Below are 23,667 nucleotides of genomic sequence, written 5' to 3' on the forward strand. Positions count from 1 at the left end.
ATTATTCTTCATGCAATGCAATAGCGGGATGAATTGCCGCTGCCTGTTTACCCGGATATAAGGCACAGGCAAAAACCAGCAAGTAAATGAAGGCCACTGCCAGCAACATGGCAATGAGGTAAACACTTGATGGCACATTGAAGACGTTGAGCAGTGGAAACTGAACGGCAAAGAAACAGCCCACTGCTAACGATAAAGTTGCCAAAATTAGTGCCTCCTGTACCAATTGATAGGAAACATTACTTCCACTTGCACCAATGGCACGTCGTAGTCCAATTTCCTGCCTCCTCTTGTTAATGTTATACCACATGACCCCAAATAGCCCCAAAGCTACATTGATGATCAAAAAACCAGCTATGATGGTAAAAATAATCATCGGGATGATCGTTACTTCGTTTTTTGCATCACGCATTTCGGTAAGGTGCTCAATGCCAATGGTCGAATTCTTAAAAGTATTGGTCATGAACTTGTATAACCTGCCCTCGAAAGCAGCATTTGCATCTTCGCTTACTTTGATCAGAATATTTTGGGTATATCGTAAATCTGAAGTATCTGATTTCTTGAACATGGCATTGCCCGCTGGCCAATAGTCGCCATTGGCCTTAATGTCCTGTACTACGCCAACTACTTTCATTCTGTTCTTATCTTCAAAATCGCCAAGGAACTGGCCCACTGCACTCCCCTTACCAAATATGGCCGTCTGTAAGGTTTCATTGATAATGATACTTCTATTTTTTGTCAGCTGGTCATTTTCGTTAAACCATCTGCCTGCAACGAGTTGCAGATTCCAAACTTTTACATAATCTTCGGCATCGGTATACACATTAACCCAGTCAAATGTCTTCCCGTCCTTATTGAGGTTAGTACTTATGTTGCTGTTTGAATATGGAAAGTTAGCACCAGAAAAAGTTACTGCTTCAATTTGTGGCATCGCCTTAAGCGAATTTCTCAAATTGCGATAAAATATTTGTAGCGAGTCGGAATTCTTCGTTAAACCTCCATTATCATAGTTAATAGCCCAAACCCGCTTATACTCAAAACCTAAAGGTTTCGTATAATTTTGATAGTAAAAGGTGAGGAAAGAAAATACGGCAAAGATGACTAGGAACGAAACAAGGATTTCGGACAGAAACAGGAAGTTTTGCTTCCGTTTATTCCATATTAATTTAAATAAATGTTTGAACATGATGATTTCTTTTTAGGTTATTGTGCTTTTAAGGCTTTAACTACATTTAATTTAGACATGCGCCAGGCCGGATACACCCCAGATAGCAATCCGAAGAACAAACAGGCGATGAAGCTATACAACAGCACGGCAAAATTTATTTTCAGATAGACATTTTCGATCAACTGTAGATCATTGATGAAATAAATGACAAATACCGAAAGAAATAGGCCGATCAGCCCTCCCAAAAAGGTTAAAATCATATTTTCGACAATGAACTGATAAACCAGTGTTTTTGAAGAAGCACCGAAAGCTTTTCGAACGCCGATTTCAGACGAACGTTCTAAAATACGAGTGATATTGATGTTGACTAAATTGATGGTTGGCAACAATAAAAACAGGAGCACGAAAAGAGCAGCTACCCCGATTACGGTTGAAGTTCCCGAATCTTTTCCGTCACCTGCCAACTTTCTGGTGATACTGGCAAAATATGGATCGGCGTGACTATAGATGGTGTCAAACTCTTTGGTAGGGATTGGAACTTTTTTCACCATCTGGTCAAATTCTGCTTTCAGCTTAGGAATATCTGCCTTTGTTTTGGCTAACAGTACGGCATTAAAGGCACCCAATAATTCAGGCTTGTTGTAGTTGTCTTTTGCCACGGTATAGGGCAAGTACATGTCACCGGCAAGCGTATGGAGTGTGCTTGGAACGTTATCAACTACGCCAATTACGCGGTAATTGATATTGTCGGCAGAAATGTATTTACCAACAACTTTGGGTTCATCTCCGAAATACGCTTGTTTTGTTTTTATGGATATTACCGCAACGTACTCGGCATTATCGATTTGACTTTGCGTATAAGGTTTCCCCTCTAAAAAACGGTATTCCAGTACTTTCCAATAATCAGCATTGGTATACTTATAGCCGATCACAATTTTCTGGTTGTTCACATAGGCATTGGATGATCTTGGGCTTGATGAAATGGCCATCATTTCTATATTTTTTAGTCGAGACACATAGTGGTCTAAAAAATAAAAAGAAACGTCAGACCTGTTTAACCAGCCTTCTTTAGCGTTCGACATTTCCATGGTGGTCACATACAACGACCTGTCTCTTTTATAGTCTGGATAATCTGGGCTGATCACTTTATCGATAAAGGCAACACCTACCATGAGGATCGTTAAGGTAAAACTGATCCCGAACAAACTGATAAACGTGAAGAATTTTCTTCGTTTCAATACCGCAATGGCAATTTTAAAATAGTTTTTTAACATAAGGCGCTTATTGAACTTGTGAACCATCAAATAGGCGAACCAGTCGATGTGTTTTGTTCGCCATGTTTTCGTCGTGCGTTACCATTACAATAGTGGTCCCTTCATTTTTATTTAAATTGATGAGGATTTCCATAATTTCATTACCCATGGCACTGTCCAAATTACCGGTAGGCTCATCGGCCAATATAATTTGCGGATTCCCAACAATTGCTCTTGCAATGGCCACACGTTGTCGTTGTCCGCCAGACAACTGGCTTGGAAAGTGCTTTAAACGATTGCTTAGTCCAACTTTTTCCAACGCAGCCGTAGCTAATTGCTTACGTTCTTTGGCGGTCGAATTGCGGTATAACAGTGGTAACTCTACATTGTCCAGCACCTGCAAATCGTTGATCAAATGATAGCTCTGAAAAATGAAACCTAGTTTTTCGTTTCTAAACTTCGCCAGTCGTTGATCTGAAAATTGGCTCACATCCTGATCGTTGATGCTGATACTGCCTTTTGAAGGTTCGTCCAACAAACCCATGATGTTAAGTAAGGTACTTTTTCCGCAGCCTGAGGGCCCCATAATAGAAAGGAATTCGCCTTTGGCAATATTCAGGCTAATACTATTAATGGCGAGGGTTTCGACCGTATCTGTGCGGTACACTTTTTCAATGTTTTGTAAACGTATCATTTGTTGTATTTTAAAATAAAGATTTATAAATAGGTTATTTTTTTATTCTGTTCAAAATCATATAATGACAAATAGCGAAGTTGATAATAAGCCGCCCAAAAATCTCTGAGCGATGAGACATAATCGCGTTTTGCCCGGTCATTTTCCTGAAAGGCGATGCTAAGATCGGTAATACTTAGGTTACCAAGCACATAACGCTCACTAGCAATTTTATACTTTTCGGCAGCAATTTTTTCTGCCGAGTCGGTCAGCAGAATCTGCTCTTTCATCATATTGAACAAGGTTACCTGTGTTACGATCTGTTGCTTAAATGTTTGTTTATCTTGTTCAACGGTGTACACGGTAAACTGCTCGTTTGCCAATGCTGTTTTTGTTCTGGATTTTGACCTTCCCCAATCCATAATGGGAATGGAGAATTGCAGTTCTATCGCCTGTTGATTTTTTGGGGAACGATAAACATCGAAAATCCTCGTAGCCGCATTCGAATATCCTAAATTTGCTCTCAACGTGGCAGTAAGGCCATTCTCCCCTTTGGCTTTAGCAACATCTCTTCGTGCTTCTGCCAATCGGCGTACAAATGCGATGGCATCAGACCTGTTTTCAAAAGCTTCTGCCAATACCTTGTCGGCAGCAACTGTCATTTGCTTAACCACACCGGGCATATTGAGCTTGATCTTATCATTTCCACCAATTCCGGCATAGCTCCTTAAATTTAAAGTCGCAATTTCTACATCCCGATTTGCTGTGCCTACCGCTTTTTTTGCATTTAATACTTCTAACTGTAGTTGAAGGATTTCGTTCTTTGAAATCTTACCTAACTCAAATTTGGTATCGGCAATGGTTAATATGCGCTGGGTATTGCCATAGTTTGTTTCGGCAATGGACAAATTTACCTGCGCCAGTAAAAGGTCAAAAAAGTACTCCGTTACTGTAATGGCAATTTTTTCTTGCGTTTCTATATAGGCTTGCTTACTCTCGTTAAACTTTAATGGCTCAATTTTCTTGTCCCATTTCAAACTATTAAACTGTAATAAAGGTTGCGTATAGCCAAGTCCATAAGGTATACCGTTGTATAGCACATTATTTCGGTCAAAATCATCAAACCTTTGCAATTGCGTGGTGCCGTAAATGGTGCCTCCGGTTGCCGCTATACTTTGGCTAAAATTTAGGGTAAGCGAGGAATTATCATTGTGCACTGGCTGAAATAGAATAGCTCCATTAGGTTGTTGTACCTGGGTATAGGTTTTAGTGTAACCTGGTAAAATTCCCTGCAACGATAATTGTGGCTGGTAGTTAGCCCTAAAAGTTCTCCATTCCCAATATTTAGTTTCTTTAACGGTAGTGGCTTGCTTTGCGGCTATGGAGTTCGATTTTGCCATGGCAACCACTTGACTTAACGACAGTGTTAAGGTGTCGGCCAAAGTTGCATAAGCGTTGATGCCTGTGCTCATCGCTACCACAAAAACTAAAATTATCTTCCTCATATCCTTAGTTTCCAATGGTGATCTTTTTAACATTTTTATAAGAGGCCATATCAGAAGTAATGACTTCGTCTCCTTCTTTCAATCCGCTTACAATCTCTATATAATCGAAATTACTCAGACCTGTTTTTACAGTTCTACGCTCGGCAATCCCATTTTTGACCACGAATACTTCTTGTAAATTGGAACCGTTAAATGCCGCACCGTTAGCAATGCGCAAAACGCCGTTTCTGGTGTTGGTAATTAGAAACACGTCTACCTTTTGATTGGGTCTTAAAGTGGCATTACTTTTATCGTTCAATTGGATATCAAAAGAAATAATGCCGTTGTTTACTGCCGGAGAAATATTAACGATAGCTCCCCTAAGCAGTTTATCTCCCACACGAATAATGGCAGCCATGTGGTTGTTAACTTTTTCCAGCATACTATCAGACATGCTGCCTGCAACCTTAAAGCCGCTTAAGTCTGCAATTCTAACCAATGCTTCGCCTTCGTTGATGCTTGCACCAATATTTTTGTTTACCCAAGTAATTACCCCTTGTCGGGTGGCTACCACTTCGGCCAAATCGAGTTTTCGTTTTAAGGCATCTAAATCACTTCTTTGTATGGCCAGCGAAATTTCTGCTTCTCTAATTTCGATCTTCATCGTTTGTTGCTTGCTTTTGATTTCGTTCTCCAATTGCAATTTCTCAAGCTCTGCAACTTTTAGATCGAGCTGGGCACGTTCTACATCTTCTTTGGTACCACCTCCTGCATTGAGCAATCTCTTGGCAGAAGAAACGGCATCTTTTAAATTACTGATGCGCAACTGCTTGATGGAATTATTGGATTTGATATCAAAAAAGCTTTTCTCAAGGTCGAGTTTCAACTTACGGATTTCATTTTCCTTTGATTCCATTTGGAAACGAAGTTTCTCATAGGCTGTTTGTGTGATGGTTTTGTCCAAAGTAAGGATGGATTGACCTTTGTTTACTTTGTTGCCCGCATCCATTAATACGTCCTTAATAGATGCACTGATCGGGCTGGCAATAATTTCTTCAAACTCAGGCAATACCTCGCCTGTGGCGTTGATCGTATTTTCAATGATGCCTGTTTCTACCTTGGCAGTGGTAAAATCTGCCGTGGTTAATGAGGGCTTAAAATAATAACGGATTAACCACGCTGTGGCAATGAGCATTGCAATCACTACGCAGCCAATCAGTATCCGTTTCTTCTTTTTTTGGTTAATAACCTTTTCTTCAATCAGTGTGTCCATTTAACAATTTTATGATTCTAGTAAGCGCTCCATCTGCTTTACAAGAGCAATGCCATAGTCAATACATTGATTTATAAATAATTATAAAATTTAGCAACATAAAAAATGCCCGATATCGAACATTTTGTTTGATATCGGGCATTTTAGTATAGTATGGACAGTGACTAAAAATTAATATTTCCTCCAAACTTTCCCCCTAGAACTGTTGAACCATGAGTAAGTATCGAGTGTTTCTTATCTATAGGTTTCTAGACGTATCCATTTCCAAGCACAACACTTATTAAACAATAACACCAATAAGTGCTAGAGGTTCTTAATCAATATTCCCAAAAGCATAGCGATAAAAATGATCACGGGCTCCTTGATGTTCTTTACATAGATCAGTGTTATACCCACACCGATGGCGATAATGGCAGTAGCAACATCAACTATGGATGTACCCGAAATGACGATAACAGCACCAGCAAGCGAACCTATTACAGGAGCTGTAATGCCGTCCACGAAAGCCTTTACACTGTTATTCTGGGCTATTCTCTTGAAAAAAGGTGCCAACGTTACAGTGAACAGATAACAGGGAAGGAAAGTAGCAAGGGCGGCTATGGCAGCTCCGGGAAAGCCATTGACCAGATAACCGATAAATCCTACGGTAATAACCACTGGACCAGGGCTTACCATCGCAACCGCTACGGCGTCAATAAATTGTTCTTCGTTAAGCCAGCCATGTTCTACTACTACCCCCGCCTGTAAGAAGGGTACTATGGCCAAACCACTTCCAAAAACAAAGGTTCCCGCTTTGAGAAAAAACAATCCAAGTTCTACCAATGTGGTTCTTGAATAATCCCAAAAGCTGGCTATTCCCAAAATAAAAATGGGAAATTTCTTAGGCCTGACCAGCCAATCAGGAGGTGCCTTTACCAACATGTAAAGTAGACCACAAGCAATGAACATCATTACTTGTTCCTGCTTTGTTGCTACGGTTACTACCACAGCCATTACATAGAATAGCCACAGCATCCACGACCTTTTAAGGGAATCAAGCTTTGGCCTACCCAAGGATTTAATGGTGAGTTTATAGGCACTGACGGTAATAATACCGATAACTGCCGCTCCAACACCGTAAAACACGTCGCGAACCCAAGGCAAGCCACCATAAGCCCTATAGGCAATACCCAAACCCACCACCATAACAAATGAAGGTAAAACGAAGGCCATTCCTACTAAAGTGGCTCCAAGTAGGCCATAATGGACAAAACCGATGTAAATACCCAATTGAGCCGCTAATGGACCCGGTGCCAGTTGCGCCAGTGCAAGTCCCTCTTTATACTCTTCCTCCGTAAACCATCCTTTCTGTTCTACAAGATCCCGGTACATATATCCCACCAGTGCTACCGGCCCTCCAAATCCCAAACTGCCCAATCTTAGGAAATATAGCGTAAGCTCCCATAGCGTATACTTTCTATCTCCCATATCTTTAAAAGGCAATGCCAAACTGAAAACCTATACCAAAGCTTGATGGCCTATCATTTCCGAACCTTAAAGGAAATGGCAATGCAACGAAATAGCTACAGCTTTTGTTCCTGATCACCGTTTTGTTGATAACAGGTGTTAGTCCGAACCTGCCCGAGGTCTCAAAGGCAGCCCGACCAGCAAAGGTAAAGCCGTTGCCAAGGGCGACCAACACACCTGGATGGAAAAGGAAATTGGACATTTTTCCGATACCATTTTCTACGCGTATGGTTGGAACAAATTCCGCAGAGAAGCCAATCCTGGCACTCTTCCAGATATTGATGCCCGTAGGCATTCCCACTACGTAATGTCCATCGAAATTGGTATCGGTGCCAGTGCTACTGAATGTTGCGATTGGATGGAGGATGCCTACATAGCCCGCAACTTTTGGATAGTTTTGTTGTAGGATACTTTGAGCTTCTCCGCTGAAAGGTATCAGCAATGAAGCCAAAATCGTGATTGATTTTAAAACTTTCATGGATAACATCGTATTTAAACTACAATATTATCCAGGTCAGCTAAGATAAAATAGAACGGATTTGACCAATAGTCTGAATTTTACCTTTTCAGAGATTTTCTGTAGATCGAGGGACTTTCCCCGGTATGTTTCTTAAATATCCTATTGAAATGGCTCTGGTCGGAAAAACCAGTGAGATAGGCGATCTCGGTCAGGCTATGTCCAGTGGTTTCAATCAGTTGCCTAGCCTTCTCAATGCGTGCATTCCGCATGTAGTCGCCGAAGCTTAGGTTATCGAAATGCTTTGAAAACTCGCGTGAAAGGTAAGCGGGATTGATCTCAAGCTCCTGTGAAACTTCCCGTAGGCTCATCGTGAGATTGGTATCCAACTGGTCTTGGATCATTTCCCTGAGCGCCTTGGCCCATTGAGGGGTCTTCTGCCCTTTCTTCTGTTTTAGGAACTGGTCATATACCTGTAACAAAAGCTGCTCCACTGGCCCATCCTTGGTATGCTTTTTCCTAAAAAGATGGGTGGCCCAACTGTATAGTCCGTCATAAATGATCATGCCCAACTGCAAAAGTTCCTGATCATCGGAACTATTGTAGGAAAGTCCAGAAAAAATGGCTTCCAAACCTGCAGACTGTGGTGCAAAATCATGGCGATCAGTATCGGCCCCTCGCACAATTGCAGCTATCCGATCAAGCCCGGGGTCCTTAAGCCGATGTTTCTTGATAAAATAATCAAACGTGCACCGATCTTGATAATGGGTATATTCAACGTTGGGCATATCAAATGGAATAGCTCCCATCTTTTCTGCCTCTATCAGTACATTCTCATGCGGTACATATAAAATCTCGGCATCTGGATCGATAAATCTTTTGATCAACCATGGACAGGCAATTCTATCAATTTTGGGCTTTTCCCGGGTAATCCATTTCATCTGAGCATCTTGAATTTCTAAGATGGCGAAAAATTTCTGAATTGGCAATCTACAGTAAAAATCATTGATGAAAGCTTCATTCAACAAGTATCACTCATTCCTAAGATATTCGATAAGTTGTAGGCCTCCAATGCTAATTAGGAACGTTTTGGGAACATAATCATCAAGCGATTTCAATCCTAAAAACACTGATAAACAATGTATTTATAGTGAATTATCAAAGGTCAAGTCTTTTTTCTTCTTCATAACGCCGAAGTTATAGCTTAAGCCCAGATAGCCTATACGCGAATTGCTCCGGATATAAATGTTTTGCACCAAAAGCGGACTGCTCAGCTCGGCTTTTTGCCTTTGGCTTTTGAACACATCAGAAAGGGTAAAATAAATAGATCCTTTTTTATGGAAAATATCCTGTCTAGCGCCAAAATTGAGTACAAAACTAGGCAGATACTTCCCTTGTGGCGTTAAACGGGACGATTTGTAATTGGAATTGATTTGCAACATGGTACCTTTTGCAATTACATAACTCGAGTTGAAATTGGCACTCCAGGTAAACGTATTTCTTTTGGTACTATAGCCCAAGTTAGCAGCATCAATCTGATTATAAAAGGCATTTGGCGTAAAATTGATATTGAGCTTATCGCTGATGCTGGCCGAAAACACAACATCAACTCCCCAAGCTTGATCATTAGCCAGATTTTGTTGTGTGGTTACCAAGGTAGTGCTATTTAAAGGCGTAGTAATGGAAGTAAAGCCATTGTACTTATAACGATAGTAAATTCCAGGTAAAATGGTAAAGCCACTGCGTTTCCATTGATACCCCAGCTCTACCGAATGGATAATTTCGGGCAAGAGGTGCGGATTGCCTACGCGGATATTGGTTGGGTCGGCATATTCCGCAAAAGGGTTCAAATCATCGCCCTCTGGCCTGCGTACCCTTCTGCTGTAGTTAAGTTGCAACTGTCGGCTATCGTTAAGCTGATAAGTAAGATGCAGGGTGGGATAAATCTTAAAGTAATGGTTCGGAATGATTGTAGCCGCGGTAATCAGTCGGGATTTGATATCGGCATATTCGCCCCTTAATCCCAACATGGCCCCAAACTTTTTCCAGCTCTGTTCAATTGTACCATAAAACGCATGGATATTTTCGTTGTAAATAAAACGGTTGGTCTTTAAGGCATCAATCACAAAACGCTGTTGGGCAGCATCATAAGATTCACCATAAAAATCGAGGTCTTCTCTCTTGTAACGACCATCGTAGCCAAATTCCAACTTGGTATTCTCAGAAAGCGGATTTTCGTAGGCCAAAGTCAGTTGCTGGTTATCGGCCGTTTGCTTGATCAGTGTATTGTCTAGCTGATTTGGCGTAACCGGTACTCGATAGGCATTGGTATAATGGTTATCTTCTACTTCTGGTGAATGTGCGACATTAAATTCCAACCTTATTTGGTGTCCTTCATTCTTAAAGTCGTGCTGGAAAAAGAGAGTAGCGTCGGCTTCTCTTTCATATTCATAGTTTTTGCGCAAACGATCGTAATCGGCAAGAAGTCCGCTACTGTTGCTCACTGTTTTAAGAGTGAGGTCGTTCTTGTGCATCTTTCTTAAATAATAATTTCCCGACAGTCCAAGACTGTTTTTATCATCGATGGCATACTCCACACCGATAAGCGCCGTGTTAGAAAAAGGCCTAGATCTTGCACGGATTTCGTCGTGGTAATAGGCCAGGGCCGAAGTAGTCGGATCTGTTTGACTACGACTATTGGTGGTCAGTCTTAGGCGGTCATCTTGCTTGATGCTATAGCTGCCGAAGATATTTACCTTGCCTGGATTGTAGTTGAGGTTGACATTGGCGTTATACCGCTCCTGATTGCCCATATTAGCCGTAACACTACCATTTAACCCCTTTTTAACATTCTTTTTCAGCACAATATTGATAATCCCTCCTGTACCATCAGGCTGATATTTGGCCGATGGATTAGTAATCACCTCTATTTTTTCAATGCTATTTGCCGGCAATTGCTGTAGGGCCGCCGCAGCGTTTTTACCCATGATGGGCGAAACCTTGCCATTGATCAGTATGGTAGCCGTCGAGTTGCGCAGACTCACGTTGCCATCAATATCAACCTGCACCAAGGGAACATTTTGCAATACTTCGCTGGCTGATCCAGATTTGGCCATTATATCTTGGTCAACATGGTACACCTTGCGATCGATAGAATTGCTGTACAGGGGCTTTTTGGCTACCACTTCTACTTCGTTTAGTTTTTTGGCTCCGCCACCCATGCTAATGTTCAGGTCTATTTTTCGGTGGCTGGCATCAATTCGCCATTCGTCCGACTTGAAACGGTCGTAGCCTACAAAACTAGCCACGACATAGTATTGTCCATCAGGTAGGCCAGCAAATTTATAGATGCCTTTGGCATTGGTTATTTCCTGCTTATAAGTAACATTATTGCCTTGAAACATTATTGCCACGGTAACAAATTCCAAAGGCTGGCCTGATGTAGCATCGGTTATTTTTCCGGTAACTGTGCCATTGTTCTGAGCATTTGCCAGGAAGGTTAATAATGCTAATTGAATAAATACCAGAATGAGCTTCATATACACGCGGAAAGTTTTGCCACATAATTAAGCTTCAAATCTGTCTGAAATTTGTAGTTCCTTTTCAAACCTCCTGCACCCTGGCCCCAAATTCAAATCGGTCTTATTGATTTTTAGCTTTCTGCCGGTAAAATAAACATCCAAGCAATAGGGAGTAATTACGGAACATCTATATCAATAATATCTTTTAGATAATGAGAATATCCGAGTAAGGGAAGGAATTGTACTGATACACTGTTTATCAGCTGATTAAAAATCATCAAGCATCACCTGATAATTTTAAATATCCCTCGATTTTTTCACCTTAATATTTGTTTTTGATAAAACCGTTTTATTTTTATTCTGAAAATATCGTAAAGCAAAGCATAGCATAATACAAATATTGGTACAAAAAAAGACTTGAACCTATAATGACTAAAAAGATAAGCGCCAACAATAGCACCCATCATAAAAAAGAAAATAATCACAACTCTAAGCTTAATTTTGGACTTAACAACTGTGCGGTCGTTTTCGTTCCTTTTAATCAGCTGCGCCAGTTCTATTCCTAAATCGGTAAACGTACCTGTCAAGTGGGTCGTTCGCACCACAGATCCAGAAATCATAGAAACCAGGGCATTCTGTAGGCCCATTGCAAATAATAAACTCCCGGCAAAAATCTCTTTGGAAACGAGCGTAGCATCGTATCTGTTCCCGTAAATAGCCGAAAACAAGAGGACAACAATTTCAACAAGTATCGGAATGGAATAAGAAAAGCGTTGATTAGGTCCAGTATAGGTTAAAACCAAACTGGAAAAAAACGCCCCGGCTAAAAAGAGGAACATCCATAGGGCAATAACCTGGGCCGTTTTCCAGTCCTGAGTGGCAATATGCTCGGCAAACAAAGCTGCATGGCCGGTAACATTTGTGGTAAGTACCGAATAGGCCAAAAAACCAGCTGCATTTACGAAACCCGCCGTTAGGCCAAGAAGTGTCGCTAATTTAAGGTTATGCCCCGGGGTACGCTTGGCCCCCAAATGTCTTAACATGATTCACTATGTTTATCAAAAATAAAAATCAATTTAATGATTCTAAAAATATTTTTGATAGCTACAGGTAGTTTGTCGATTTAAACCTTATAATGTTCCCATACTTATCCCATAAGAAAGGTCTTATAAAAGTCCCCAATTAAGGACATTTCAGGGACAACTCAGGGACAAAAAATCTAAAAACCAGAAAATAACAAAACCACAAAAAACTGTTTATCAGCTGATTATTAAATCATCAAACAAGAAAACAATTTAAAACTACAATCAACAACAACCTTACAAACAAGCAGTTACAAGATTATTTACCGATACAAAACTTCGTAAAGATATTCTCTAACAAATCATCCGTGGTTACCGTACCTGTGATTTCTCCCAAGTAATGTAAAGCCTGCTTAATGTCCATGGCTAGAAAATCAGAAGTTACAGGGTTATGAATATTCTCTAACACTCGGTCTAAGGAATTTTGTGTTTGCTTTAAAGCCTCCACATGACGAATATTGGTCACCAAAGTTTCGCTGGTATTGATATGGCTTAAATTCACTTTTTCTAATAATGCATTTTCCAATACATCCATTCCCTGCTTGGTTTTGGCAGAAATAAGTAAAGCCCCATGCTCTAAGTAAAACTCCTTTTGTGGAGCCGTTAACAACTCCGCTTTGTTCACGATGAATAGATAGGGCGTTTGTTGTTGCGCTAAATCCTGCAATTGTTTCAGCACTTCGGCCCGCTCCTCTTGTGCATCAACCATGTAAATGATCAGTTTGGCCTGTTTCATTTTCTCCAAGCTGCGCTCTACCCCTTTGGCCTCAATCACATCGGCAGTTTCGCGGATTCCAGCCGTATCAATAAACCTAAACACCACTCCATTGATGTTGATTTCATCTTCAATAGTGTCACGCGTAGTACCCGCAATGTCGCTCACAATGGCACGTTCCTCATTCAATAGGGCATTTAACAAGGTCGATTTGCCCACGTTGGGCTTACCGGCAATAACCACTGGCACGCCATTTTTGATCACGTTGCCCACCTCAAACGAATGGATAAGTCGTTGCAGCACTTTATTGATGCGTTGGATAAGGTCACGCAGTTGATCGCGATTGGCAAATTCCACATCCTCTTCGGCAAAATCAAGCTCCAACTCGATCATGCTTGCAAAGTGGATCAGTTGTTCTCGTAAATCTTTTAGCTCGTTAGAAAAACCCCCACGCATTTGCTGCATGGCCACTTCATGCGAAGCCTTACTATCCGAAGCAATCAGATCGGCCACAGCTTCTGCCTGGCTCAGGTCAAAAGCACCGTTAAGAAACGCACGCAAGGTGAATTCGCCCGGCTTGGCAGCCCTAGCGCCTTTACGGATCAGCAAACTAATGATCTGCTGTATAATGTAATTGGAGCCATGGCAAGAAATTTCGACCACATGCTCCTTGGTATAGGATTTTGGGCCAACAAATAACGACACTACAACTTCATCTACCACAATGTCGCCATCTTTAATTAAGCCAAAGTGCAAGGTATGGGTAGGCTGTTTGGCCAAATCCTTTCCACTGAAAACACTGTTGGTTAAGCTAATGGCCTCAGGTCCCGAAAGTCGAATCACGCCAATGGCGCCACTGCCGGGAGGGGTTGATAAAGCAATAATGGTATCGTTAGTTAACATCATGTCGCAAAAGTACGGATTTTTGGGTTAGGGCGATGGATTACGAGTTTTGGGTTGTGAGTTACGGGTTGCCGATAAGTGACAACATCCAATCATCAATGAACAAACCCTGCGGAAAAATTAGCGTAATCTGTGGGAAGCATTAAACAGTAACCACTTTCAAGATCCTTCGTTGCACGCTGGATAATAATATGGGAGATACCAAAGAACCAACCAATAAACCAATGAACCACCTACCATCCAAACAATTTGTCTACTTTAGTGTTAGGGATTAAAATTTACACCATCATTTATTATGAACGAACTACCCCTAACCGTAAAGCGCTCCATCGAACTACTTGGCCTGTGTTTGTGTATTGGCATTTTTGCTATTGCTAGCGATATCATTATGCCGGTCATCATGGCGTTTTTCGTCAGTATTTTACTATTGCCCATTTACCGTTTTTTAAGGAAGTACAAATTCCCAGAAGCATTGGCCATTATATTGCCTATTTTATTGGTATTTATTTTTATAGCAGGCATTATCTGGTTTTTTTCGGCACAGATAGGCATTTTGGTGAACGATTTCCCACAAATTAAAGCTAATGTAGCCAAGCATTTGCAATCGCTGCAAGAATGGATCAGTAGTTTTACCGATTTTTCAATCAACAAACAAAAGAAATTCATTACCGAAAAGAGCGACGATTTGCTGAACATGGCTGGCAAAGCGGCCAGTGGTGCTGCCGTAACCTTAAGCAGTATTTTTGTGTTTTTGGGTCTTATCCCTATCTATATTTACCTGATCCTATTTTATAAAGATATACTGTTGCGTTTTTTGTTCATGTGGTTCAAGGCCGAACATCACCCTAAAGTAAAGGAAGCAGCTTACGAGGCCGAAGCCATTATCAAAAATTACCTGGTAGGCTTATTGATACAAATCACGTACATGACGGTTTTATTGGGTGGGGCACTTACTTTATTTGGCATTAAACATGCCCTGCTTATTGGGGTTATTTTTGCCATTCTTAATCTTATTCCTTACGTTGGGGCTTTAATTGGCAACATTTTGGGGGTACTCATTACTTTAACTTCTTCTACAGAACTGGGCCCTGTGATTACCGTGTTATTGGTGATCGCCGTGGTTCAATTTTTCGACAATAATATCTTGATGCCTCGTATTGTAGGTTCAAAAGTGAAGATCAATGCGCTGGTGTCCATTTTGGGCGTCGTCATAGGTGGCGTGGTCGCGGGTATTTCGGGCATGTTCCTATCTATGCCGATCATTGCGGTACTCAAAGTAATTTTCGACAGAAGCGAAGGCTTTAAACACTGGGGCGTACTCTTCGGCGACGAACGTCCGGCCAAAAGCCCCATGAGCTTTGCTATTTACAGAAAAAAAGGTCCCGTAAAAACCAAATCTGGAACGATAGATAAGAAGTAGTTTTAGTAACTAGTGGTTAGGAATTTGTAGCTAGTGGTTTGATAGTTAGTTCACATAACTTGTCTACAGAGCGTACGAAGGATTTCCTTAAGCACTGTTTAATCGGTTAACTGTTTATTGGTTCATTCGTTTAGCTACTCCCCTCTAAATTCCCACTTTCGGACTTTCTGACTTTTCGGACTTTTTGACTGAATCCTAACTCCTAGCACCTAATTTTTCAAAAACACATCGTACGCAAAGCGCAGAATGGTACCAAACACCACGATCAAGAAAAAGATACGAATGAACTTATTGCCTTTAAGCAAAGCCAGTTTAGCCCCTAAAAAAGAACCTAAGACATTAAAGATTGCCATTGGAATGGCGTATTGGAATAACACATGGCCCGTAGAACTGAAATAGATCAATGCCGCCAAGTTAGTACCTACGTTCACAATTTTGGCATGCGCACTGGCCCCCACAAAATCGAAACCTAAAATACCTACAAAAGCCAAAATCAAAAAAGAACCTGTACCAGGACCTATTAAACCATCATAAAACCCAATCATTAAGCCAAACAAACAGGCCAGTAAAATCTGCTTGCCCAAGGTGTGGCTTTTATGCTGTTGCTCGCCAAATTTCTTATTGAAATAGGTATAAAGTGCCACGGCAACCAAAACCACCAAAATTATAGGCTTAATATGCTGGTTGTTAATGGTGCTTACCAAGTAGGCCCCACAAAGCGAAGCCACAAAAGCAGCCAAGGTACAGCTCGCTAAAACTGCCACCTTAAATTTCACCTGCTTGGCATATTTTACCGCTGCTACTGCTGTGCCCGCAAGTGAGGGAATTTTAACCGTTCCCAATAAAGTAGCTACTGGGTATTGGGGCAAGATCAGCAAGGTGGCAGGCGTTTGCAACAAACCGCCACCGCCCACAATGGCATCAATAAAGCCCGCCGCAAAAGCAGCGAGGCAAAGCAAAGCCAGGTCGGTGCTATTGGTACTGAGAAAATTGATGATTTGGTCCAATTGAAGTTATGGGTTACAGGTTATGAGTTGTGGGTTAAAAACTGAGCGTTTAGATGATATTTCCAAACGCTCAGTTTTTCACTTTTGAATTTTTTACTTTTAACTTTTCCCTACATTCTCTCCGGCACCTTAATGCCCAATATTGTCATTCCGGCTTTGATCAAATCAGCCGTAATTTTGCAGATATTTAATCGATGTTGCTTCACCGCCGCATCCTCCTCCTTAATAATTGGGGGTACTTCGTGGTAAAACTTATTGAACAACTTGGCCACCTCATACAGGTAATTGGCAATAAATGCCGGACTGTAGGCCTTAGCCGCGTTTGAGATCTCCGTTGGATATTTGGCCAACAGCATAATCATATCCAACTCCGTTGAAGTTAACTTAATGTTGGCATAATCGGCTGTTGCAAATTGGTAGGCAGCCCTGCTCAATAACGATTTGATACGAGCATGGGTATATTGAATAAATGGCCCTGTATTACCTTGAAAATCTATCGACTCTGCAGGATCAAACAACAAACGTTTTTTAGGCTCAACCTTTAGCAAAAAGTATTTCAAAGCTCCTAAGCCAATCGTATCATAAAGCGCTGCCTTTTCAGCTTCCGCAAAGTCGTTGGTTTTGCCCAATTCCTCTGTTTTTTGCTTGGCAGTATCTACCATTTCCGCAATCAGGTCATCGGCATCCACTACGGTACCTTCCCTACTTTTCATTTTTCCGCTAGGCAAATCAACCATACCGTACGATAGGTGGTACAAACCCTTAGCCCAGCTTTTGCCCAGTTTCTCCAAGATCAAGAAAAGCACCTTAAAGTGATAATCCTGCTCGTTGCCCACCACGTAAATAGATTTGTCCATCTTAAAATCGTCGTACTTCATTTGTGCCGTACCCAAATCTTGGGTAATGTACACCGAAGTACCATCCGCACGCAGTACCAATTTTTGGTCCAAGCCGTCGGCAGTTAGATCGATCCATACAGAGCCATCTTCCTTTTTAAAGAAAACTCCTTTGGCTAGGCCCTCTTCAATGGTATCTTTTCCAAGCAAATAAGTATTGCTCTCGTAATAGTATTTATCAAAATCAACTCCCAGCTTTTTGTAGGTAACGTCAAAACCAGCGTACACCCATCCGTTCATCTTTTCCCACAAACCTACCACTGCGGCATCGCCCTGCTCCCATTGCAAAAGCATTTGTTGTGCTTCCTTCATCAATGGGGTGTTGGCTTTTATTTTTTCCGTAATATCATCTCTCTTCTCGTCAATTTGTTTTTCTAAATCAATTAAGGGCTTAATCAATTCTTCTAATTGCTTTTTCTTTGACGATTTTTCCTTTTCCGAAAGATTGCTGTATTCAGTATCATCAAAACCTTTACTTACATCCTTCCATTTTGCATCACCATCAGAAGCGGCTTCAACTAGCTTGTCTAATACTGCCCCTGGAATAGCTTCGACGGAGAATGTTATTCCATTACGGATAGAAGTTAATTTTTCCTCCAACAAGTCTATATTTTGTAGATTAAGGCTTATCGCTTCTTTTTGTGTCTCATTAAAGATACTAAGATTTCTATTTTCAAAAACTTCGTAAACCTGCTCTTTGAGTTGCTTTCTCAATTCAGTTTCGAAACGTACATAGTAATTCCCTACCAATTTATCGCCCTTAAGTCCAGTACTTTCAGGAGTCTCCCCATTGCCCCATTTTTGCCAAGCCAACATCGACTTACAAATATGGATGCCCCTATCGTTCACCAAGTTGGTTTTGATCACCTCGTAACCATCGGCCTTTAACAGTTCCGACACCGAGTAGCCCAATAAATTATTACGTACGTGGCCCAAATGCAAAGGTTTGTTGGTGTTTGGCGACGAATATTCAACCATCACCTTTTGTCCGTTTGGCTTGGCCACCAAAAAGTCAGATGCCAGTAAAGTATCGTTAAACAAATTTACCCAGTAGCTTTCGGCAATGCTCAAGTTCAAAAAGCCTTTCACTACATTAAAGCCCACTACCTCTTCTACGTGTTGTTGCAAATAGCTACCAATGTCGTTGCCCGTTTCCTCAGGAGACTTTTTAGAGAACCGCACCACAGGGAACACCACAATGGTTACCTGTCCTTCAAATTCCTTACGTGTTTCCTGTAGGTTAATTACATCTTCGGCAAGATCTTGCCCATATAACTCTTTAACGGCCTTAACTGCGCCAGCAACAATAAAATTCATAATCGCAAAAATACACTAATTGTTGGAATGTTTAGTTTTTTGGTTGGTTAGTTGGTTAGTTTTTTGGATATTGGTTCATTGGTTATTATCAACCATCTGCGTTGTCATCTGGAGCAATACCTGTACCGACTATTCGATAGCGAATGACCTATAAAAGTTCGTATTGATTGAAAAGCAATTGCAGTAATGCTTTTGATAAAGTAGTCCCGCTATCCATTGCAAGTCCGCACTCGCTACCTACTAGCGCAGGTGCTCATTTGCGGGCTTTCCATTGCTATCGGGTTTAACAAACAGGTACAGTATATCTTTAACAAAGCATTTTACACACCACCATTCTTTTTATACTTTTATAAAAAAACATCATGAAGCTTAAACATCTAATTACGACGATTTCATTGCTCAGTTTATTTTCCTGCCAATCTGCCCCATCTGATCAGCAAAGAAATGAGCGCCCACAAACTGATACTTTAAAGAATGCTAGACTTCCCGATTCGGTTTTGTTAGAAAAATATCACGACTACCTATTTTCAGATAAACTCCCGAGATACAGATATAAAGACAACATCCCGCCCTACCTCACTAAACTTGTAAAACAAAAAGATACTACCGCACTCCTTTATTTTTTGGCTAATCATCTGGGTTTAATTAGTGACAACGATAAGGCTTGGCACTACAGCAATCAGGAAATTTTACCCTATTTATTTGAAATAGACATTAATGGCGATGGGCAAAAAGACATCATTTACAATGGTGTTACCCTTGGAGAAGGCAATATTACCAAGATCATCATGAATAACAACCAAGATTTTAAAAAAGTATTTGAAACCATGCAAGACATTACCAAAATGAGTTTTGCGAATGGAAAATTAGCCCAATTATCCATCGCTAATCCCGGATGTTGTGCAGATGCCCAAGTGCTTGATTATGATTATACCGTAACCTTTACGACCGACAACCAGCCCTCTTTTAAACTAAACAATACCATAGGCCACACCAGATCGTACGAATTACCCAAGGCCAAATACAAAAATCCTCTTCCTTTTCACGTTAAAGAGCAAACCGCAGAAATACGAGATTGTTGCTTTGACCTAAATGCCGAGCATCCGGCCTATGGGGACAAGGGCAATATGATTGCCGTTTATGCCAAAAATGCTAAAGGTATGGCCATGGCCGAAAAGCATGAAAATGGAACGGATTGGCTATTTGTTTTAATGGATAAGGAAAACAAGATTATAGAAACGCAATTTCCATCTTTCTTGGAACAGCCTACCCAAATTTACGGTTGGATCAAGAAAAAATATACCAGCCTAAACTAATGACCAATAGCATTAGGATTGCCTAATTAAATTGGGTAAGCTGGGCTATGAAAGTTAACGGAAGGACACATTATTTCTTGCACTAAAATTGCTCTATAAACCCGATTGTAGTGGAAAGTCCCCGATTTATCGGGGCTTGTAGCGTAAAGCGGGGCTATCCTATCAAAAGTACCATGACAACTGCTTTTCAAAAACTCTAAACAAACAATCAAATGCATCAACCATCTGCGGGAAAATTAACCAGTTAAACGAATAACCAATGAACCAAATACACCAACCACCAGCTCCTAATCCCTAACCCCTAAATAACCAACTTGTGTCTTTCAAAAAAAAGAATAGCTTTGTGGCAACACCAAAATGATATGAACATGCAACGAAACGGACCTAAAAAAGTATTTAAGGTAGGCGTAACTACAGAAATTGGAAGGTTAAGAAAGCTACTGGTGCATAGCCCCGACAGCGGCCTAGGCAAGGTAGTACCCTCTAAAGCACAAGATTGGCTATTTGAAGATATTGTACACCTTGACACCATTAGAAAAGACGAGTACGACTACTATACCAAATTGCTAATGTACTTTTTGGACCCCGAAAAAATTAAGGGCAAACTTGCTGAAATAGATTCGGAAGAAGCCGATCGCGGTTTTTACAAACCCAACCACCCAAACTTTCACAACTCCGAAAATGTAGTAGAACTGCAGAACCTGCTATCGGATATTTTGGACGACGAGTACATCCGTAAAAAACTAACTGCCGCGGTTTGTGCCATTGAAGGCTGCACCTACCAATTACAATTAAAACTTACCGCTACCAACCCTAAGGAATTGGCGGAAATTTTCATATCGGGTACCATGGCCGACGACACCATGATTTTTGCCCCAGTACCCAACCTTATTTTTACCCGCGATGTGGGCACCACCATTAACAACCACATTTTGCTGAACAAACCGGCCAAAAAAGCTCGCGTTCGCGAAACCATGTTAATGCGCTATATCTTCTTTAACCATCCGTTTTTTGAAGCATACCAAAACAACATCATCGAAATTCCGGACCCTACCCAACATTTTTTAAGACCTGGGGATGAACCCGCTTTCCGTACTACTTTGGAGGGTGGCGACGTAATGATGGTAAGCCCTAAACATTTGCTAATTGGCGTAAGCGAGCGTACCTCCGAAGAAGGTGCTAACGAAGCCATTAAGTTGTTGTTCGAGAAAAACGTAGTGGACAAGGTGACGGTAGTGAAAATCCCTGCAAAGCGTGATTACATGCATCTCGATACCGTATTTACACAGGTAAAGCGCGATACTTGGGTAATTTTACATAGCATAGCGCATAGCCCCGCCTACGATGCCAATGAACCTATCCACTTTTTAAAAGAACCTGAAAAGCTGGAAGCAACTACCGCTATACAGTTCCATAAAGACAAACCGGGACAGCCCAAATATTATGAGCACGTGGAAGCCCTGTTAGATGATATTAGCAGAAACGATTTGGGCAGTACTAGCCCTACCAAAGTAATTTACAGCGGTGGCAATACCTTTCCTTACGATAGCCGCGAACAATGGACCGACTCCTGCAATTTGTTGGCCATTAAAGAGGGTGTAGTTTTAGGCTATGACCGTAACGACAAAACCGTAGACGCTTTTAAAGCCAGCGGATTTAACGTGGTTAAGGTGCAAGACCTGATCCAGGACCTAGAGAGCGGAAAAGTAGATCCCGAAACCCTTACTGATACTTTGGTACTCATGCCTTCGGCAGAGCTCTCAAGAGCCCGAGGTGGTTTCCACTGCATGAGCTTGCCTATTTTAAGGGATGAAATTTAGGACTAACCGTTTAATTGTTGAAATTGGTTAATTGTTGATGGTTATCTAAAATCAAACAGCCATTCCATAAAAAAAGCATCAGTAAAAACTGATGCTTTTTTATTTGATATATTTTTTGAAGTAAATAATCTTAGAATAAGAAATTGATAGAGAAACCTAAGTTGGTAAAGGCTCCGGCAGTTTTAAGCGAGAAATTTGTGTTTTTCTGCGAGTAACCCGCTTGGCTATTTTTACTACTTATGTATCCAGCACTTGCGTTCAAAATTCTTGCTTCCAATTCCCAATGTTTCCCTAAAAAATAGGAAGCTCCACCGTAGGCACCTAGTGAGTATAAATTAGTCTTGGTTTGTGTTTCCATAATAACACCACCAACATAATTAAAGTTATTTGCCTTTGTATAACTATAACCAGCTTCTCCACCTACAAAAACATATAATTTTTTGTATACCGGAAAATACTTTTGGTAAAGAAATGAAGCTCCGTAATTTTTTGTCTCAGACCTATCGTCCTGTTCACCATCACCATAGGATAAACCTATGCCTAATTTCACATTGTCTTTAACAAAATTTGCATAGCGAAGCGAGTAATTGGAATACCGGTTTTCAAGGGTACTCCCATCTGCAAGGGTATGCTTGTTTTTAGAGTTTTCAATACCTAGGCCTATAGAATTTGTGCCTTTGGTTTGGGCGTACGCACCTAGTGCGCCGCACAGCAGCAATGCTGCGGACAGAACGTATTTTTTCATGATGTCTCATTTGTGTGATGGGAAGATATGATTTTTTTTTAAAAAAGTTAACAACCAAAACAAATATTTTATTCATAAGCCCCCAAAGCTATTATTTAGCTTAACTTTGGTTGATCACAATCATTATTTATGCAAACAACTTCACACCTATTAATGATACGCCCTGTTGACTTTAAATTCAACGAGCAAACCGCGGGCGACAATAAATTCCAGGTTGCGGGCGAGCAGGCCCATGTGCAGGCCAATGCCCTTGCCGAATTTGATGGATTTGTAAACATTCTACGTGAAAACGGCGTTGATGTAACCGTTGTTAACGATACCCTACAACCTGAAACACCTGACTCGATATTCCCGAACAACTGGATCTCCTTCCACGAAGATGGTTCGGTATTTCTATATCCTATGCACTCGCCCAACAGAAGACAAGAGCGCAGAAAAGACATTATTGAAGAACTTGGACAACGTTTTGAAGTAAGCCATTTGAGCGATTTGAGTTTTTTTGAACAACAGCATTTGTTTTTGGAAGGAACTGGCAGCATGGTATTGGACAGGACCAACAAAATTGCCTACGCCTGTTTGAGTATTCGTACCGATCAAGAAGTACTCGACAATTTCGCCATGCTAACCGGCTACAAGGCAGTTGCTTTTCAGGCCACTGATGCCAACAACTTCCCTATTTACCATACCAATGTGATGATGTGTATAGGCGAACAGTTTGCCGTGATATGTTTGGACAGTATTAAAGATGAAGCAGAAAAACAGACCGTAAAAGATAGCATAGCTAACAGTGGAAAAGAGATTGTTGAAATCAACTTTGAGCAAATGAACCGCTTTGCCGGCAACATGCTAGAGGTCAAGAACAAAGAAGGCCAAAGTTTGTTGGTCATGTCTGAACAAGCACTGAAAGCCTTACATGGCACCCAAATTACCAAGCTAGAAAACTTTAGCAAAATTGTAACCGCACCGCTTTATACCATTGAGCAAAATGGTGGTGGAAGTGCCAGATGCATGCTTGCCGAGGTGCATTTGCCATTAAGGTCCTAATAACTCAAACCCCGAAGGCTTGCAAAACCTTCGGGGCCACATATTTCATTCAAATTTCCCCTTCAAT

Annotated in this window: 18 protein-coding genes; 4 read left to right on the plus strand and 14 right to left on the minus strand. The window is 41.0% G+C overall.

All coding sequences use genetic code 11. The features are described from left to right. Position 1: 1 nt before the first annotated feature. The 11 genes from ABDV71_RS15065 to mnmE all read right to left on the minus strand — a co-directional run bounded on the left by ABDV71_RS15065 (position 2) and on the right by mnmE (position 14,035). Positions 2 to 1,186 carry an FtsX-like permease family protein gene (locus tag ABDV71_RS15065; protein ID WP_343533972.1) on the minus strand — a complete coding sequence of 395 codons (1,185 nt, stop codon included), beginning with the start codon at positions 1,184 to 1,186 and terminating at the stop codon, positions 2 to 4. A gap of 17 nt (positions 1,187 to 1,203) precedes the next feature. Next, positions 1,204 to 2,442, minus strand: a complete 1,239-nt coding sequence (locus ABDV71_RS15070) for an FtsX-like permease family protein (RefSeq protein ID WP_343533974.1) — start codon at positions 2,440 to 2,442, stop codon at positions 1,204 to 1,206. 7 nt (positions 2,443 to 2,449) lie between these two features. Next, positions 2,450 to 3,115: an ABC transporter ATP-binding protein gene (locus tag ABDV71_RS15075; protein ID WP_343533976.1), complete on the minus strand. Its 666-nt coding sequence runs from the start codon at positions 3,113 to 3,115 to the stop codon at positions 2,450 to 2,452. Positions 3,116 to 3,138: 23 nt separating this feature from the next. Next, complete coding sequence (locus ABDV71_RS15080; protein WP_343533978.1) at positions 3,139 to 4,599, minus strand: TolC family protein; 1,461 nt, start codon at positions 4,597 to 4,599, stop codon at positions 3,139 to 3,141. Between the two features lie 4 nt (positions 4,600 to 4,603). Continuing rightward, positions 4,604 to 5,851, minus strand: coding sequence for an HlyD family efflux transporter periplasmic adaptor subunit (locus tag ABDV71_RS15085; RefSeq protein ID WP_343533980.1), 1,248 nt, complete (start codon positions 5,849 to 5,851; stop codon positions 4,604 to 4,606). 303 nt (positions 5,852 to 6,154) lie between these two features. Further along, positions 6,155 to 7,318, minus strand: coding sequence for a chromate transporter (locus ABDV71_RS15090; RefSeq protein ID WP_343533982.1), 1,164 nt, complete (start codon positions 7,316 to 7,318; stop codon positions 6,155 to 6,157). A 4-nt stretch (positions 7,319 to 7,322) separates the two neighbouring features. Continuing rightward, positions 7,323 to 7,835, minus strand: coding sequence for a hypothetical protein (locus ABDV71_RS15095; protein ID WP_343533984.1), 513 nt, complete (start codon positions 7,833 to 7,835; stop codon positions 7,323 to 7,325). An 80-nt stretch (positions 7,836 to 7,915) separates the two neighbouring features. Next, positions 7,916 to 8,755, minus strand: a complete 840-nt coding sequence (locus ABDV71_RS15100) for a chromate resistance protein ChrB domain-containing protein (RefSeq protein WP_343533986.1) — start codon at positions 8,753 to 8,755, stop codon at positions 7,916 to 7,918. 204 nt (positions 8,756 to 8,959) lie between these two features. Further along, a complete protein-coding gene (locus ABDV71_RS15105; RefSeq protein ID WP_343533988.1) occupies positions 8,960 to 11,353 on the minus strand; it encodes a TonB-dependent receptor in 2,394 nt (797 codons plus the stop codon). A 299-nt stretch (positions 11,354 to 11,652) separates the two neighbouring features. After that, positions 11,653 to 12,378 (minus strand): YoaK family protein, encoded by a 726-nt coding sequence (locus tag ABDV71_RS15110; RefSeq protein WP_343533990.1) that lies wholly within the window; start codon positions 12,376 to 12,378, stop codon positions 11,653 to 11,655. 298 nt (positions 12,379 to 12,676) lie between these two features. Beyond that, positions 12,677 to 14,035 carry a tRNA uridine-5-carboxymethylaminomethyl(34) synthesis GTPase MnmE gene (gene mnmE, locus ABDV71_RS15115; RefSeq protein WP_343534151.1) on the minus strand — a complete coding sequence of 453 codons (1,359 nt, stop codon included), beginning with the start codon at positions 14,033 to 14,035 and terminating at the stop codon, positions 12,677 to 12,679. A gap of 295 nt (positions 14,036 to 14,330) precedes the next feature. Here mnmE and ABDV71_RS15120 point away from each other — a divergent pair, with 295 nt between their 5' ends. Beyond that, the gene (locus ABDV71_RS15120; protein WP_343533992.1) at positions 14,331 to 15,455 is read left to right on the plus strand and encodes an AI-2E family transporter; all 1,125 of its coding nucleotides are present in this window, start codon (positions 14,331 to 14,333) and stop codon (positions 15,453 to 15,455) included. A gap of 209 nt (positions 15,456 to 15,664) precedes the next feature. On the opposite strand, the gene ABDV71_RS15125 is transcribed toward ABDV71_RS15120, so the two are convergent. Both ABDV71_RS15125 and argS read right to left on the minus strand, forming a co-directional pair. Then, entirely contained in the window at positions 15,665 to 16,462 is a 798-nt protein-coding gene (locus ABDV71_RS15125; protein ID WP_343533994.1) for a TSUP family transporter, read from the minus strand. Between the two features lie 110 nt (positions 16,463 to 16,572). After that, complete coding sequence (gene argS / locus ABDV71_RS15130; protein ID WP_343533996.1) at positions 16,573 to 18,675, minus strand: arginine--tRNA ligase; 2,103 nt, start codon at positions 18,673 to 18,675, stop codon at positions 16,573 to 16,575. Positions 18,676 to 19,037: 362 nt separating this feature from the next. On the opposite strand from argS, the gene ABDV71_RS15135 reads away from it, so the two are divergent. Both ABDV71_RS15135 and ABDV71_RS15140 read left to right on the plus strand, forming a co-directional pair. Next, positions 19,038 to 19,991, plus strand: coding sequence for a hypothetical protein (locus ABDV71_RS15135; protein WP_343533998.1), 954 nt, complete (start codon positions 19,038 to 19,040; stop codon positions 19,989 to 19,991). Between the two features lie 368 nt (positions 19,992 to 20,359). Further along, a complete protein-coding gene (locus ABDV71_RS15140; protein WP_343534000.1) occupies positions 20,360 to 21,811 on the plus strand; it encodes an arginine deiminase family protein in 1,452 nt (483 codons plus the stop codon). Positions 21,812 to 21,941: 130 nt separating this feature from the next. Here the strand turns inward: ABDV71_RS15140 and ABDV71_RS15145 are convergent, their stop codons facing one another. Then, positions 21,942 to 22,556, minus strand: a complete 615-nt coding sequence (locus tag ABDV71_RS15145) for a hypothetical protein (RefSeq protein ID WP_343534002.1) — start codon at positions 22,554 to 22,556, stop codon at positions 21,942 to 21,944. Between the two features lie 129 nt (positions 22,557 to 22,685). On the opposite strand from ABDV71_RS15145, the gene ABDV71_RS15150 reads away from it, so the two are divergent. Then, positions 22,686 to 23,600 (plus strand): arginine deiminase-related protein, encoded by a 915-nt coding sequence (locus tag ABDV71_RS15150; protein ID WP_343534004.1) that lies wholly within the window; start codon positions 22,686 to 22,688, stop codon positions 23,598 to 23,600. The last annotated feature ends 67 nt before the right edge of the window (positions 23,601 to 23,667 follow it).

This window comes from Pedobacter sp. (assembly GCF_039594775.1).
Classification (GTDB): domain Bacteria; phylum Bacteroidota; class Bacteroidia; order Sphingobacteriales; family Sphingobacteriaceae; genus Pedobacter.

Excerpts from the sequence above, each read along its gene's own strand:
- ABDV71_RS15070 (WP_343533974.1), bottom strand. The coding sequence starts at position 2,442 with ATGTTAAAAAACTATTTTAAAATTGCCATTGCGGTATTGAAACGAAGA.
- ABDV71_RS15135 (WP_343533998.1), top strand. The coding sequence starts at position 19,038 with ATGAAGCTTAAACATCTAATTACGACGATTTCATTGCTCAGTTTATTT.
- ABDV71_RS15105 (WP_343533988.1), bottom strand. The coding sequence starts at position 11,353 with ATGAAGCTCATTCTGGTATTTATTCAATTAGCATTATTAACCTTCCTG.
- ABDV71_RS15095 (WP_343533984.1), bottom strand. The coding sequence starts at position 7,835 with ATGAAAGTTTTAAAATCAATCACGATTTTGGCTTCATTGCTGATACCT.
- ABDV71_RS15140 (WP_343534000.1), top strand. The coding sequence starts at position 20,360 with ATGCAACGAAACGGACCTAAAAAAGTATTTAAGGTAGGCGTAACTACA.
- ABDV71_RS15100 (WP_343533986.1), bottom strand. The coding sequence starts at position 8,755 with ATGAAATGGATTACCCGGGAAAAGCCCAAAATTGATAGAATTGCCTGT.
- ABDV71_RS15085 (WP_343533980.1), bottom strand. The coding sequence starts at position 5,851 with ATGGACACACTGATTGAAGAAAAGGTTATTAACCAAAAAAAGAAGAAA.
- ABDV71_RS15120 (WP_343533992.1), top strand. The coding sequence starts at position 14,331 with ATGAACGAACTACCCCTAACCGTAAAGCGCTCCATCGAACTACTTGGC.
- ABDV71_RS15080 (WP_343533978.1), bottom strand. The coding sequence starts at position 4,599 with ATGAGGAAGATAATTTTAGTTTTTGTGGTAGCGATGAGCACAGGCATC.
- ABDV71_RS15145 (WP_343534002.1), bottom strand. The coding sequence starts at position 22,556 with ATGAAAAAATACGTTCTGTCCGCAGCATTGCTGCTGTGCGGCGCACTA.
- ABDV71_RS15110 (WP_343533990.1), bottom strand. The coding sequence starts at position 12,378 with ATGTTAAGACATTTGGGGGCCAAGCGTACCCCGGGGCATAACCTTAAA.
- ABDV71_RS15150 (WP_343534004.1), top strand. The coding sequence starts at position 22,686 with ATGCAAACAACTTCACACCTATTAATGATACGCCCTGTTGACTTTAAA.
- mnmE (WP_343534151.1), bottom strand. The coding sequence starts at position 14,035 with ATGTTAACTAACGATACCATTATTGCTTTATCAACCCCTCCCGGCAGT.
- ABDV71_RS15090 (WP_343533982.1), bottom strand. The coding sequence starts at position 7,318 with ATGGGAGATAGAAAGTATACGCTATGGGAGCTTACGCTATATTTCCTA.
- ABDV71_RS15075 (WP_343533976.1), bottom strand. The coding sequence starts at position 3,115 with ATGATACGTTTACAAAACATTGAAAAAGTGTACCGCACAGATACGGTC.
- ABDV71_RS15065 (WP_343533972.1), bottom strand. The coding sequence starts at position 1,186 with ATGTTCAAACATTTATTTAAATTAATATGGAATAAACGGAAGCAAAAC.
- argS (WP_343533996.1), bottom strand. The coding sequence starts at position 18,675 with ATGAATTTTATTGTTGCTGGCGCAGTTAAGGCCGTTAAAGAGTTATAT.